The organism is Pseudomonas sp. PWP3-1b2 (assembly GCF_049896045.1).
GTDB lineage: Bacteria > Pseudomonadota > Gammaproteobacteria > Pseudomonadales > Pseudomonadaceae > Aquipseudomonas > Aquipseudomonas antarctica_B.
Window position 1 is genome coordinate 47352 of sequence record NZ_JAFCTN010000034.1, and the last position, 14100, is coordinate 61451.

A 14100-nucleotide genomic window follows, 5' to 3' on the forward strand; every position below is an offset into this window, starting at 1 on the left:
ATCGCGGGCAAGCCCGCCCCCACAGTTGATTGTATTCCAACATGGAAATGCAATTACCTGTGGGAGCCAGGCTTGCCCGCGATGGCGGTCTAAAGAGCAGCACATTACTGAGAGTGAATAATGCTCAACCGCTCGCCCACCACCATCTCGGTAATCCAGTCCACCAAAATTGAGGTGTACGCCTGCTGAGACACCGGATCGCTCAACGAATGATCAGCCCCATCGATAATCCGGTGAGTCAGGGAATGCGTCTGCTGGCACGCCGCGCGGTAGCTCATGATCGTGGCGTGGGGCACATGGTCGTCGGTTTGCGACTCGACAATCAGCACATCACCGGTAAAGGCCGAACAGGCGTGCAACGCGCGGTTGGTGCCGGCGTGCACCAGCGTGCTGCGGTAATCCATCAAGTCGGCTTTATCCAGATCGCGCTTGGGCTTGAGCCATTCCCGGTCGCGGTACAGCGCCGGCGCGCGCAGCGCCAGCCAGCGCACCGGGCGCAATGAAGTCAGAATCGCGGCGAGGTAACCGCCATAACTGGTGCCCACCACTGCCACCGCCGAGGTGTCGATGGCCGGGTGGGAGAGCAACCGGTCGTAGGCCGCGAGCAGGTCACGCAGGTTGTCTTCGCGGGTGACGCGGTTCAGCGCAATACCGGAGCCGGCGTGGCCGCGCAAGTCGAAGGTCAGGCACACGCATCCAAGCCCCGCAATGCCTTTGGCCCGTTCCAGGTCGCGCTCCTGGCTACCGCCCCAGCCGTGTACAAATAACACTCCCGGCACTTTGGATTTGGGGCTCAGAAAGGTGCCACTCATCTGTTCGTCGTCTATATCGATCGCAATGCTTTCGCTTCTAGCCGTCATAAGATTTAACCGTCACATACTTGAGGAGAAAGTCGCTGTTTTCCGCAGGCCCGCGATACACCTCAATGGCATCCGTCGGCAGTGGTTGATCCACGTAGGTTTCAACCGAACACACATGAATGGCGCGCAGGCCCGGGTGATTGATGAAGCTTTGCAGCGCCGCGACTTCCGCGCTGCTGGCCCCGCCCATGCGCCAGGATTGTTCGAGCACGCCACTGCGGCGTTGGCCGTCGCTGTCCAGGCCCTGGGCAATGTCGTAATTGCGCCGCGAAGCGTAGAAGCGGGGATAGGCTTCATCTGCTGCGGTGTCGAAGACCTGCGCTTGTTCGATGGCTTCGCGCACGTCAGCGGGCAAGTCGAGCTTGAGCAGGCATTCGTAGTCACCGGGCACCACCAGTAGATTGGAGCCGCCGTAGACGTCTTCGCCCTGCCCGTCTTTCGTCAGGTATTGCTCGCCGCAGTAGCTCAAGACGTGATCGCCGATAAAGCTTTGACCCACGCTGTGGGTGACCACGTCGTGCAGGTCCTGTTCCAGCACCACGCCTTGATTGAACAGTTGCGCCGCGTCGGGCCGCGCCAGCACGGCTTCGAATTTGTCGAGGCTGTGGATAACTTCCTGGCCACGCCCGGCGCAGGCGTGCACGGGTTTCAGGCGGATCGGCCCGCTGTAAAGCAGGCGCGTGGCGGCGGGCAATGCGTCTTCAAGGGCAAATACACTGAGGCCGTCGAGCACCACCTGGCGCACACGCTCACCAAATACCGGCGACCAGCCTTCCGGCGCCCTGGCCTCGGGGCTGAGCAGGCCATGGCTGATGGCTTTGGTGCAGATGAAGTCGTGATCAACATAGCCGCCCCACAGGTCTTCGGGGCCTTTGATGTTGAGTGCGTGAGCCTGGTGCAAACCGACCAGCGTCTGGGTCGGCAGCCAGTAAAGCGCACGCCCGGCATGTTTGTGCGGGTCGTAGCTGCCGCCGAACTTGAGGCCGAGAATATGCGCCAGCCAGCGCGCCAGTGCGCGGTTGGTCTCGACCTCGTGCCGGGGCGCGCCCTCGCGGGTGGAGTGAGCGACTACCAGTTTCCTGCGTTGAGTCGGGGTCATACGTCCCCCTTGGCTATCCTGCCATGAGTGTAGACGTTGGGTTGCAGGGATCAGGCCAGGGCGTGTTTGAGGGCGATGGTCATGAAATCAGTCAGTTGGCGAAAAACAGGTGGCAGTTGGCCTGTTTGATTCTGCACGACGCCGCATTAAACAGGCGGCGTTCTGCACGGTTCACACGCCAAAGCGGCTGCGGTAATCGCTCGGCGCCAGACCAGTGATTTTCTTGAAGGTGGCGCGGAAGGCACTAGGGTCCTGGTAACCCACGGTCCAGGCGATGTGGTCGATGGTGCCGTTGGTGAACTCCAGCATTTGCCGCGCCTTGCCCACCCTTAAGTGCTGGCAATATTCGGTCGGTTTCAACCCTGTGGCATTACGAAAGCGCCGCAGGAACGTTCGCTCTTCCAGCCCCGCCTCCTGCGCCATCGCCGTGACCGACACGTCCACCGCGCCGCTGGCTTGCAGCCAATGCTGAACCTTCAAAATGGCGCCGTCGCCATGCCCCAGGATCGGCGCAAAGTTGCTGCCGCACTGGCTGGCGCTGTCGCTGTGTTCGATTACCAGGAAACGCGCGGTGTCGGCGGCGATGCTCGGCCCCATGAGACGGTCGACCAGGCGCAGCCCCAGTTCGGACCAGGCCATCAGCCCGGCCGTGGTGATCAGGTCGCCGTCATCGACGATGGGTTTATCCGCCTCCAGGCGCACAGCCGGGTAGTGCGTGGCGAAAGACTTGGCAGAAGACCAATGCGTGGTGGCGCTGCGTCCGTCCAGCAGGCCACTGCGCGCCAGCATGATCGAGCCAATGCACACGCCGCCGAGTACGGTGCCGGCTGCGTGCCTGGCACGAATCCACTCCAGCAGCGCGGGCGGCGCCTGCTCTTCGGTGAACTCACCAATGGAAGGTGGCACCAGTAGCGCCATCATCGGCTGTTCCGGGCCTGGGTGACTGTCAAATACGCGCGAGGGCGAGCCATGGGCGTCCACCTGCCAATGGCTGATTCGCAGCCATGGCAGCTGCGCAGATTGATGCTCGGCGGCGATCCGGTTGGCCACGCCGAACAGGTCGGTCAAGCCATGCACCGCCGCCAGTTGCGCGCCCTGGTAGATCAATACGCCCAGCTCTACAACGGCCATTGTCAGTTTTCCCCCTGTTATTGTCGGTGCAGCCAATCCCTGGTGCTGGCGCCAGCTAACATACTGAACCCATCAACCCATCACGAGGCAACACACATGGCCAAGCAAGCGCTCATCCTAATCGATATCCAGAACGACTACTTCCCTCAGGGCAAGTGGCCACTCGACGGCGTAGAGGCGGCAGCAGACAAAGCCGCGCAGGTGCTGCAGGCCTTTCGTCAGGCGGGCAAGGCCGTGATTCACGTGCGCCATGAGTTCACGGCCGAAGATGCGCCGTTCTTCACGCCGGGCTCCGAAGGTGCGCACCTGCATACCAAGGTGCTGAACGAGGGTGATGAGCCGGTGGTGCTTAAACATTTCGTGAATGCGTTTCGCGAGACTGATCTGCGCGCCTTGCTGGAGAAACGCAGCATCACCGACGTGGTGGTGGTCGGCAGCATGAGCCATATGTGTATCGATGCCGTGGTGCGGGCCGCAGCGGACCTGGGCTACAACGTCACCGTGATCCATGACGCCTGCGCAACGCGGGACCTGGAATTTAACGGGCAGGTGATTCCGGCGGCGCAAGCGCATGCGGCCTATATGGGATCGCTGGCGTTTGGTTACGCGCAGGTGGTGTCGGCGGATGAATACCTGAAGGCACAAGCGGCGGCGGCGTAACCGCCACTCGTTTGCCCTGGCTTAGCGGGTCGCGATAATGAACAGGCGCGGGAATGGCAGCAATACTGTGCCATCGGCCAGGGCTGGGTAAGCCTTGCTGATCCGCGCCTGGTACTCGCGCAGGAAAGCGACCCTTTCGTCGTCGGCCAAAGGCGCAAGAAAAGGCCGCAGCGCCGACCCCTTGAACCACTCCACGACGCCAGCGTGATCGGCCAGCGGATGCTGGTAAGTGGTGCGCCACACATCGACGCTGCTGCAGTGTTTGCTCAGCAGTTCAAAGTAATAACTCGCCGTGTGCCGTTCGTTGTGTTTCACCGCGCCGATCCTGGCCGACCATGGGCCGTCGGCGGCCACTTCCCGCGCCAGCCGGTGAGCGGGTTCGTCAAGGTTGTCGGGGGTCTGCACCGCCAGGACGCCGCCGGGCGTCAGTTGGTTGACCAAGTGTGGATACAGCGTGGAGTGGTCGGGCAACCATTGCAGGGAAGCGTTGGCCAGAATCACATCAAACGGTTGTGCGGGCTTCCATGCACCGATATCCGCCAGTTCGAAGCTCAGCGCTGGCAGGCGTTTGCGCGCATCTGCCAGCATGTCGTCTGAACTGTCCATACCGGTGACGCGAGCCTGAGGAAAGCGCTCGGCCAGCACCTCAGTGGAATTGCCCGGGCCGCAGCCCAAATCCACAGCCGTGTTTACCTCGATAGTGGGAATGGCCGCCACCAGGTCACGAACGGGACGGGTGCGCTGCTGTTCAAACATCGTGTATTGCTTGGCGGACCAGGTCATCGAGGCTTTCCTATTTACGCATCGTTGAAGTGAACAGCAAGAACCTGCTCATAGGGTTAGAACATCCACGTATCGTACGGCGATTTATAAATCAGATAATCACGATCAAACATAACCCTGATAGCGATGGGTTTAAAGTTATCGAGCTGCGCCTGCTGATGAATTTCACCGTTTTTGTCAGTCCACCGATAATGGACGACGCCCTCTGGCGAAACCCTTAGTTGGACCTCTACTTGCTCGCCTAAGGCCTGCCGCTGCATTGCATCAAACGCAACGGCGGGCACTGAAATGCGCAGGCTGGTAACGCTTTCATCTCTATTCATCGAATTAAAGAAGCGTGCGAACGACACCAGATTTTTCGGCTGTTCAATATTGAACAAAGCGCTTAACAATTCTGTATCGCCAAATAAACGCTCAAGAGGGAAGTCAATGTGGTTGACAGTGCCGGACGTCTGCGTGAACTGCATGGATAGCCCTGGTTTCCCAGAAATATTATCAATGACCCCAATGCCCAAACCATCCCTCATGGCGAGTGATAGGTTTTCGGCAATCAACTGGCGTAGCTTCGCTCGATCTGCCGGAGGGTTCGTGGTATCGAGGTCGGACATCAACTGAAGGGTTGGATGCGGCAACAAACTTATCCAGCTGGCAGCGACCGCCGTACGCATTACAATTCTCGAAGCCCTGGGATGCGTTTCAAGTTGTTGGAGAAAGGTCGTCAACGTCGGATTAAAGGGATCGACAACTGCCAAGTATTTCGCTGCTTCCTGAGCGCGATCTGGCTCCTGTGCTGCTTTAAGCTGTTCCACTGCATAGCGGTGAGCCAGCGCCCCACCTTCAGAGTCTAGCCGCTCATCCTGCAACATCTTGAACGCTTGAAATTTGAAAGGCTGTGGCTGATTGGTACTTTTCAAAATGCTAACCGCAACAGGCTTCAACCCTTCGTCTCGGTCCATGATTTCCAAAATGTAGAGCTTGCGATTGATGTCGTACTCTCCATCACTGAACAACGCTCTCAGGCGCAGGCTGACCGTATCGTTGCGCGCACCAAAAGCCCAGCCGCCACGGGCCACAGAAAGCAGTTTCAGCGCGTCGAGAAAGTCCGATGTTTGCGAGTCTCTCGCTTCGATTATCGATAGCAGCCTGTCTTCGTCACCTTTTCTGAAATCCAGATTCACCATGGACTCCCCACGCGCCTTTCGTCGTGCCAGTTGGATCATGTAAGAATCAAGGAGCGCGCGAGTACGGTAGGAGTCCAGTGTCCTGCTGGCAATCGAGGATTCATTCTCTAATGAAAGCCAAGACTCAACACGTTGCTTCATGTGGGACTCAAACGTGGTCTGCAAATTATTACTGACAAAGTATGTCAAGACAGACCCGCCCAGCACGACGACGGAGATGATAAAAGTGAGCGCCTGGGTAGCTCGCGTAATTGGAGCGTTAGCCTGCTCAAGAATCTCTTTGCTCAGCTCGTATTTGAGATGATCCAGTTGAGCCGCTTGGCTCTCTTCCAAATGCCTGACTTTTTCGAGAGCGCTCTGAATGCGCTTTTCAACATTACGGGTTTGCTCTCGACTTTTTTTCAAGGCTTGCGATAAAGCATACAACGCGTCCGTATCGGTACTCACTGTACTCAACTCCTGTTTGATATTGTCATCCCTTCTTACAGCCAGCCCTTTCAAAGTCTTTGAAAAGCGGCCATATCTGGCTAATACAAGCCAGTTAACTGCGAATACTGTCTCTGTGGCGAGCGGACTTGTCGCCTGTTCTACCTAATGACCTTGAAAGAGCTGCTTCTTAAAGCCGTAGGCGCGCAACGCGTATCGCAGGTTTGCGATTTTCCAGGCAAAAATAAAGCCCTGGGAGTCAGTACTCCAAGGGCTTTACGGGCTACCGGCAAACGCTAGGGCTGCCGAGCCTTAGAACGGGATATCGTCATCAAAGCTGTCGAAATCCGGAGCCGGTTGCGGAGCGGCCTGTTGTGGCGCTGGACGCGACTCACGTTGTGGCTGCTGGCTTGGCTGTTGGCTCGGCTGCGGACGGGACTGCTGCTGTGGACGCGGCGCCGAGTTGGACATGCCGCCCTGGCCCTGTTGGTCGCCCTGTGGACGGCCGCCCAGCAGTTGCATGGTGCCTTGCATGTCGACCACGATTTCAGTGGTGTAACGCTTGATGCCGTCTTTTTCCCACTCGCGGGTTTGCAGTTTGCCTTCGATGTAAACCTGCGAACCTTTGCGCAGGTACTCACCGGCAATCTCGGCCACTTTGCCGAACATCGACACACGGTGCCATTCGGTTTTTTCGACCTTCTGGCCGGTTTGCTTGTCGGTCCACTGTTCGCTGGTCGCCAGACTCAGGTTGGTCACGGCGTTACCGTTAGGCAAGTAGCGAACTTCGGGATCCTGGCCGCATGTACCGACCAATATGACTTTGTTAACCCCACGGGCCATAACGTTCTCCTAGGCTGGGCGCGCTGTCGGCACTGGGTTGACCAGTTGCTCAAGCGTCGCGCGATCCAATAATTCGGTGTCCAATTTGATGTAGATGGCGGCTTCTTCAGCAATAACCACGGCATCCGTAACCCCTGCGACAGCCTTAAGGCGCTCAACCAGACCGACTTCGCGGATCGCTTCTGGCGATAACGGCAAACGCAGGCTCGTCACATAGGGAGGTTCGCGCATGGTAACAGCAAAGGCTAGCCAGAGGGCAGCCAGACCTGCGCATCCGAGGAACACCACTGACAAACCGCCATGCTGGAACATCCAGCCACCCATGATGCCGCCCAGTGCAGAGCCGAGGAACTGGCTGGTGGAATAAACCCCCATCGCAGTACCCTTGCCACCGGCCGGTGAAACCTTACTGATCAGCGAAGGCAACGACGCCTCCAGCAGGTTGAACGCGGTGAAAAACACCACCGTGCCCGTCACCAGCGCCCGCAGGCTGTCGCCGAACTTCCAGAAGAATAGCTCAGTGAGCATCAGCGTCGCGACGGCGCCGAGTAAAACTCGTTTCATTTTGCGTTTCTTCTCGCCGTAGATGATGAACGGGATCATGGCGAAGAAGGAAATCAACAGTGCCGTGAGGTACACCCACCAGTGCTGTTCCTTGGGCAGGCCGGCTTTTTCGACCAGCGCCAGGGGCAAGGCGACGAAGCTGCACATCAGCATGGCGTGCAATACGAAGATACCTAAATCCAGACGCAGCAGGTCCGGGTGCTTGAGCGTCGGCAGCAAGGCTTTGCGCGCGACACCCGATTCACGGTGCTGCAACGTGCCCGTGGAGCGCGGCACCATAAAGGCCACGATCACGATACCGAACAGCGCCATGCCGCCGGTGGCCAGGAACAGCCCGTGCAAGCCGAACGCGCGGGTCAGCAACGGGCCGACCACCATGGCCACGGCGAACGACAGGCCGATGGTCATGCCGATCATCGCCATCGCCTTGGTGCGGTGTTGTTCGCGGGTCAGGTCCGAAAGCAGCGCCATGACGGCGGCGGAAATAGCCCCGGCGCCCTGCAGGATGCGCCCGGCGATCACGCCCCAGATTGAGTCGGCTTGCGCTGCGAGCACGCTGCCGAGGGCGAAGACGATCAGCCCGAGGTAAATCACCGGGCGACGGCCAATGCGGTCGGAGATGATCCCGAACGGAATCTGGAAAAGCGCCTGGGTCAGGCCATAGGCGCCAATGGCCAGGCCGATCAGGGCGGGGGTTGCGCCTGCGAGATCCATCCCATAGGTCGCCAGTACCGGCAACACCATAAACATGCCAAGCATACGGAAGGCGAACACCAGAGCCAGACCGCTTGCCGCTCGGGTCTCGCCGCTACTCATGCGTTCGCTGTGGGGATCGTGCATGGAAAAACCTCGTGTGAACCGGCGGCGATTCTACCAGTCCCATCGATTGAGAGGGTATATGCGGCGCTTTGCCGCGCAGCTTTCATGTAACGCTGCAACCGGCACTTTGACAGTGTATATTCATCCAGTCATTAGCCGTATACTCCCGCATTATTTACGCCCGCCGTGCGAGGCCATCTTGGACAAGATCCTGATTCGTGGGGCTAGAACCCACAACCTGAAGAACATCGACCTGACCCTGCCCCGGGACAAACTGATCGTCATCACCGGCTTGTCGGGGTCCGGCAAATCGTCCCTGGCGTTTGACACGCTGTACGCCGAAGGCCAGCGTCGCTATGTGGAATCGCTGTCGGCGTATGCCCGCCAGTTTCTGTCGATGATGGAAAAGCCCGACGTCGACACCATTGAAGGCCTGTCGCCGGCTATTTCCATCGAGCAAAAATCGACCTCCCACAACCCGCGTTCAACCGTGGGCACCATCACCGAAATCTACGACTACCTGCGTCTGCTGTATGCGCGGGTGGGTATTCCGCGTTGCCCGGACCACGATATTCCGCTGGAAGCCCAGACCGTCAGCCAGATGGTCGACCTGGTACTCGCCCAGCCGGAAGGCGCCAAGCTGATGCTGCTGGCCCCGGTGATTCGCGAGCGCAAGGGTGAACACCTTTCCGTCTTCGAAGAACTGCGTGCGCAGGGCTTTGTGCGTGCGCGCATCAACGGCAAGCTCTATGAGCTGGACGAAGCGCCGAAGCTCGACAAACAGAAGAAGCACTCCATTGATGTGGTCGTCGACCGCTTCAAAGTGCGCGCTGACTTGCAGCAGCGCCTCGCGGAATCCTTCGAGACTGCCCTGAAACTGGCAGACGGCATTGCGCTGGTTGCGCCGATGGATGATGAGCCGGGCGAAGAGACTATTTTCTCCGCGCGCTTTGCGTGCCCGATCTGCGGCCACGCCATCAGCGAGCTGGAACCCAAGCTGTTTTCCTTCAACAACCCGGCTGGCGCCTGCCCGACCTGTGACGGCCTGGGCGTTAAACAGTTCTTCGACATCAAGCGACTGGTCAATGGCGACCTGACGCTGGCGGAGGGCGCGATACGCGGCTGGGACAGGCGTAACGTCTATTACTTCCAGATGCTCGGGTCGCTGGCGTCTCACTACAAGTTCAGCCTGGAAGTACCGTTCAACGAATTGCCGGCCGAGCAGCAGAAAGTCATCCTGCACGGCAGCGGCTCGCAGAACGTCGACTTCAAGTACCTGAACGACCGTGGCGATATCGTTAAACGTTCGCACCCGTTCGAAGGCATCGTGCCGAACCTGGAGCGCCGCTATCGCGAGACCGAGTCTGCGAGCGTGCGCGAAGAATTGGCGAAATTCCTCAGCACCCAGCCGTGCCCGGATTGCCGCGGCACTCGCCTGCGTCGTGAGGCGCGGCACGTGTGGGTTGGCGAAAAAACCTTGCCGGCGGTGACCAACCTGCCGATCGGCGATGCCTGCGAGTACTTTGGTGTACTCAAACTGACGGGGCGGCGCGGCGAAATTGCCGACAAGATCCTCAAGGAAATCCGTGAGCGCCTGCAGTTCCTGGTCAACGTCGGCCTGGACTACCTGTCGCTGGATCGCAGCGCCGATACCTTGTCTGGCGGTGAAGCCCAGCGCATTCGACTGGCCAGCCAGATTGGCGCGGGCCTCGTGGGCGTGTTGTACATCCTCGATGAACCGTCGATTGGCTTGCACCAACGGGATAACGATCGCCTGCTGGGCACGTTGAAACACCTGCGCGATATTGGCAACACGGTGATCGTAGTCGAGCATGACGAAGACGCGATTCGCCTGGCGGATTACGTCGTCGATATCGGCCCGGGCGCCGGTGTGCACGGCGGGCATATTGTTGCCGAGGGCACGCCAGCAGAAGTGATGGCGCATCCTGATTCGCTGACCGGCAAGTACTTGTCCGGCCGCGTGAAAATCGCCGTACCGGCCAAACGCACCCCGCGCAACAAGAAGCAGGCGCTGCATCTGAAAGGCGCGCGCGGCAACAACCTGCGCAATGTCGACCTGGAAATTCCGCTGGGCCTGCTGACCTGCGTGACCGGTGTTTCCGGGTCGGGCAAATCGACGCTGATCAACAACACGCTGTTCCCACTGAGTGCCACCGCACTGAACGGCGCGACCACGCTGGAGGCCGCTGCTCACGACAGCATCAAGGGCCTGGAGCTGCTGGACAAGGTGGTCGATATCGACCAAAGCCCGATTGGGCGCACACCGCGCTCCAACCCGGCGACCTACACCGGTTTGTTCACGCCGATTCGCGAACTGTTCGCTGGCGTGCCGGAGTCCCGCTCACGGGGTTATGGGCCTGGCCGGTTCTCGTTCAACGTCAAGGGTGGACGCTGCGAAGCGTGCCAGGGCGACGGCCTGATCAAGGTAGAGATGCACTTTTTGCCGGATATCTACGTGCCGTGCGACGTGTGCAAGAGCAAGCGCTATAACCGCGAAACGCTGGAGGTGAAGTACAAGGGCAAGAACATTCACGAAACCCTCGAAATGACCATCGAGGAAGCCCGGGTGTTCTTCGACGCGGTGCCAGCGCTAGCGCGCAAGCTGCAGACGTTAATGGATGTGGGCTTGTCGTACATCAAGCTGGGCCAATCGGCGACCACGTTGTCGGGTGGTGAAGCGCAGCGGGTGAAACTGTCGCGTGAGTTGTCCAAGCGCGATACCGGCAAGACCTTGTACATCCTTGATGAGCCAACCACCGGCCTGCACTTTGCGGATATTCAGCAGTTGCTGGACGTGCTGCATCGATTGCGTGACCACGGCAACACCGTGGTAGTGATCGAGCACAACCTGGATGTGATCAAGACCGCCGACTGGCTGGTAGACCTGGGGCCGGAAGGTGGTTCCAAGGGCGGCCAGATTATTGCGGTGGGCACGCCGGAGCAGGTCTCCGAAATGCCACAATCGCACACCGGCTACTACTTGAAGCCGTTGCTGGCCCGCGACAAAGCCTGATTTATCGGGCCCATGAAAAAGCCCCTGTCACTTTGCGGTGACAGGGGCTTTTTTACAGCCGGAGATTAGAACTGCGATTGCAGGTAATTCTCCAGACCGATCAGCTTGATCAGGCCCAGCTGCTTTTCCAGCCAGTACGTATGATCTTCTTCGGTGTCGGCCAACTGCACCCGCAGAATTTCGCGAGTGACATAGTCGTTGTGCTGCTCGCAGAGCTCAATGCCCTTGCAGAGCGCGGCACGCACCTTGTATTCAAGGCGCAAGTCGCTGGCGAGCATCTCGGGCACCGTGGTGCCAGTGTCCAAGTCGTCGGGACGCATACGCGGCGTGCCTTCGAGCATCAGAATACGGCGCATGAGTGCGTCGGCGTGCTGCGCCTCTTCTTCCATTTCGTGGTTGATACGTTCGTAGAGCTCGGTAAAGCCCCAGTCCTCGTACATGCGCGAATGGATAAAATATTGGTCACGAGCTGCCAGTTCGCCCGTCAGCAACGTGTTGAGGTAATCGATTACGTCGGGGTGACCTTGCATCGCCCTACATCTCCCTGCTTGAAAGACTGTAGTTTGAACCATGATGACCCGGAGGTCACGGGGCCATCGGCAGAAAAGTGAAGATATTCTTGGAAAAGTGGCGGAAATAACGCAAAAACCGCCCTAATGAGGGCGGTTCTGCTTCTCGTTTAGAGTCAGCTAAGCGTTACGCCCAGCGCGCTCGCAATACCCTGGCCGTATGCAGCATCGGCTTTGAAGAAGTGCTGCAACTGACGCTGAACCACATCGCTGCTGACACCGGCCATGGCGCCGGCAATGTTGTTGATCAACAGCGCCTTCTGCTTGTCGTCCATCAAGCGGAACAACTCACCTGCGTGGCTGTAGTAGTCCGTATCTTCACGATGATCGTAGCGAGTTGCCGCTCCGCTCAACGCCAAGGCTGGCTCTGCGTACTGTGGCGCCTGCTTAGGTGTGTCGGCGTAACTGTTTGGCTCGTAATTGGGTGTAGCACCGCCGTTGGGGCCAAATGTCATTGAACCGTCCCGCTGGTTGGTGTTCACCGGACTGCGAGGGGCGTTCACCGGCAATTGCTGGTGGTTAGTGCCAATACGGTACCGATGAGCATCAGCGTACGCAAAGACGCGGCCTTGCAACATGCGGTCTGGCGAAAGGCCGACGCCAGGTACCATGTTGCTTGGCGCAAACGCCGCCTGCTCGACCTCTGCGAAAAAGTTCTGCGGGTTACGGTTCAGCTCCAACTCACCCACTTCGATCAACGGAAACTCTTTCTGCGACCAAGTCTTGGTCACGTCGAAGGGGTTCTCATAATGCGCATCGGCCTGAGCCTCGGTCATGATCTGAATGTTGACACTCCATTTCGGAAAGTCACCGCGCTCGATCGCACCGAACAGATCACGCTGGGCATAATCGGGATCGCTACCTGCCAGGCGCTCAGCCTCAGCCGGCGTCAGGTTTTTGATGCCCTGCTTGGTTTTGTAGTGCCACTTCACCCAGTGACGCTCGCCTGCGGCGTTGATCAGGCTGTAGGTGTGGCTGCCGAAGCCGTGCATGTGACGGTAGCCGTCTGGCGTGCCGCGGTCCGAAAACAGAATCGTGATCTGGTGCAGCGCCTCGGGCGAGAGCGACCAAAAGTCCCAGACTGCCTGGCCACTTTTCAAGTTGGTCTGCGGCAGACGCTTTTGGGTGTGAATGAAGTCTGGAAACTTGATTGGGTCGCGGATGAAGAACACAGGAGTGTTGTTGCCCACGATGTCCCAGTTACCCTCTTCGGTATAGAACTTAAGGGCAAAGCCGCGGGGGTCGCGATCGGTATCAGCAGAGCCGCGCGAACCGCCTACGGTGGACAATCGGAGGAAGATAGGCGTTTGCTTTCCAACGGACTCAAACAGTTTGGCGCGGGTGTATTGGGTGATGTCTTTGGAGACGGTGAACGTACCGTAAGCGCCAGAACCCTTGGCGTGCACGCGGCGCTCGGGGATGTTTTCCCGGTTGAAATGCGCGAGCTTTTCGATGAGGTGGAAATCGTCGAGGAGTAACGGGCCGCGGGGGCCAGCAGTACGGGAGTTCTGGTTATCGGCAACGGGCGCACCGCTGGCGGTAGTAAGAATTTTGTTCATGCTCAAACTTCCTCAGGTCAGTCTAGGAACTGCCGGCGTATCAGCTCGGAGGGAGTATTGACCATCAAGAAAACACCACCAAATTCATTAAGGCATGGACTTTGATAGAGAATAACTAACTAAACATCAGCGCAAATAGCTTCGGTTAAATCAGGCAACCGGCAGTGACTTGAAGAGAATAGACGCTTTTTATTGCGCCCACAAAAAACCGGGCGCTGGGCCCGGTTCTTCGTTGCAGACTGTCGTCTTACTCGGCGCTTACAGCTTCGCCGGCAGTAGCACGATCAACCAACTCGACGTACGCCATAGGCGCGTTGTCGCCAGTGCGGAAGCCGCACTTGAGGATGCGCAGGTAGCCACCCTCACGGGTAGCGTAACGCTTGCCCAGGTCGTTGAAGAGCTTACCAACGATAGCTTTCGAACGAGTACGGTCGAAAACCAAACGGCGGTTAGCCAGGCTGTCTGTCTTGGCCAAAGTGATCAGCGGCTCAGCAACGCGACGCAGTTCTTTAGCTTTCGGCAGTGTAGTTTTGATCAGCTCGTGCTCGAACAGCGACACCGCCATGTTTTGA

Annotated in this window: 12 protein-coding genes; 2 read left to right on the forward strand and 10 right to left on the reverse strand. The window is 58.6% G+C overall.

The window, feature by feature from the left end; all coding sequences use genetic code 11:
• Positions 1-104: 104 nt before the first annotated feature.
• From ACP7A2_RS20440 to ACP7A2_RS20450, 3 genes are all read right to left on the reverse strand, one after another.
• Positions 105-860, reverse strand: a complete 756-nt coding sequence (locus ACP7A2_RS20440) for an alpha/beta hydrolase family protein (RefSeq protein ID WP_348056131.1) — start codon at positions 858-860, stop codon at positions 105-107.
• Complete coding sequence (locus tag ACP7A2_RS20445; protein WP_426135671.1) at positions 850-1959, reverse strand: DUF3182 family protein; 1110 nt, start codon at positions 1957-1959, stop codon at positions 850-852. The genes ACP7A2_RS20440 and ACP7A2_RS20445 overlap by 11 nt, the downstream gene beginning before the upstream one ends.
• Before the next feature lie 171 nt (positions 1960-2130).
• Complete coding sequence (locus ACP7A2_RS20450) at positions 2131-3090, reverse strand: GlxA family transcriptional regulator (RefSeq protein WP_426135672.1); 960 nt, start codon at positions 3088-3090, stop codon at positions 2131-2133.
• A 96-nt stretch (positions 3091-3186) separates the two neighbouring features.
• On the opposite strand from ACP7A2_RS20450, the gene ACP7A2_RS20455 reads away from it, so the two are divergent.
• Entirely contained in the window at positions 3187-3750 is a 564-nt protein-coding gene (locus ACP7A2_RS20455; RefSeq protein ID WP_348056125.1) for a cysteine hydrolase family protein, read from the forward strand.
• A 21-nt stretch (positions 3751-3771) separates the two neighbouring features.
• Here ACP7A2_RS20455 and tam read toward each other — a convergent pair whose 3' ends face one another.
• From tam to ACP7A2_RS20475, 4 genes are all read right to left on the reverse strand, one after another.
• Positions 3772-4533 carry a trans-aconitate 2-methyltransferase gene (gene tam, locus ACP7A2_RS20460; protein WP_426135673.1) on the reverse strand — a complete coding sequence of 254 codons (762 nt, stop codon included), beginning with the start codon at positions 4531-4533 and terminating at the stop codon, positions 3772-3774.
• A gap of 56 nt (positions 4534-4589) precedes the next feature.
• The gene (locus ACP7A2_RS20465; protein WP_426135674.1) at positions 4590-6161 is read right to left on the reverse strand and encodes a hypothetical protein; all 1572 of its coding nucleotides are present in this window, start codon (positions 6159-6161) and stop codon (positions 4590-4592) included.
• 291 nt (positions 6162-6452) lie between these two features.
• Positions 6453-6983, reverse strand: a complete 531-nt coding sequence (locus ACP7A2_RS20470; RefSeq protein WP_426135676.1) for a single-stranded DNA-binding protein — start codon at positions 6981-6983, stop codon at positions 6453-6455.
• A 9-nt stretch (positions 6984-6992) separates the two neighbouring features.
• Positions 6993-8387: an MFS transporter gene (locus ACP7A2_RS20475; RefSeq protein WP_426135678.1), complete on the reverse strand. Its 1395-nt coding sequence runs from the start codon at positions 8385-8387 to the stop codon at positions 6993-6995.
• A gap of 178 nt (positions 8388-8565) precedes the next feature.
• Between ACP7A2_RS20475 and uvrA the strand changes: the two genes are divergently transcribed.
• A complete protein-coding gene (uvrA, locus tag ACP7A2_RS20480; RefSeq protein ID WP_348062057.1) occupies positions 8566-11400 on the forward strand; it encodes an excinuclease ABC subunit UvrA in 2835 nt (944 codons plus the stop codon).
• A gap of 65 nt (positions 11401-11465) precedes the next feature.
• Here uvrA and bfr read toward each other — a convergent pair whose 3' ends face one another.
• The 3 genes from bfr to rplQ all read right to left on the reverse strand — a co-directional run.
• Complete coding sequence (gene bfr / locus ACP7A2_RS20485) at positions 11466-11930, reverse strand: bacterioferritin (protein WP_071485373.1); 465 nt, start codon at positions 11928-11930, stop codon at positions 11466-11468.
• A 155-nt stretch (positions 11931-12085) separates the two neighbouring features.
• Positions 12086-13534, reverse strand: a complete 1449-nt coding sequence (locus ACP7A2_RS20490; protein ID WP_426135680.1) for a catalase — start codon at positions 13532-13534, stop codon at positions 12086-12088.
• 241 nt (positions 13535-13775) lie between these two features.
• Positions 13776-14100 (reverse strand): 50S ribosomal protein L17 (rplQ, locus tag ACP7A2_RS20495; protein ID WP_426135681.1); only part of this gene is annotated, 325 nt, incomplete at its 5' end.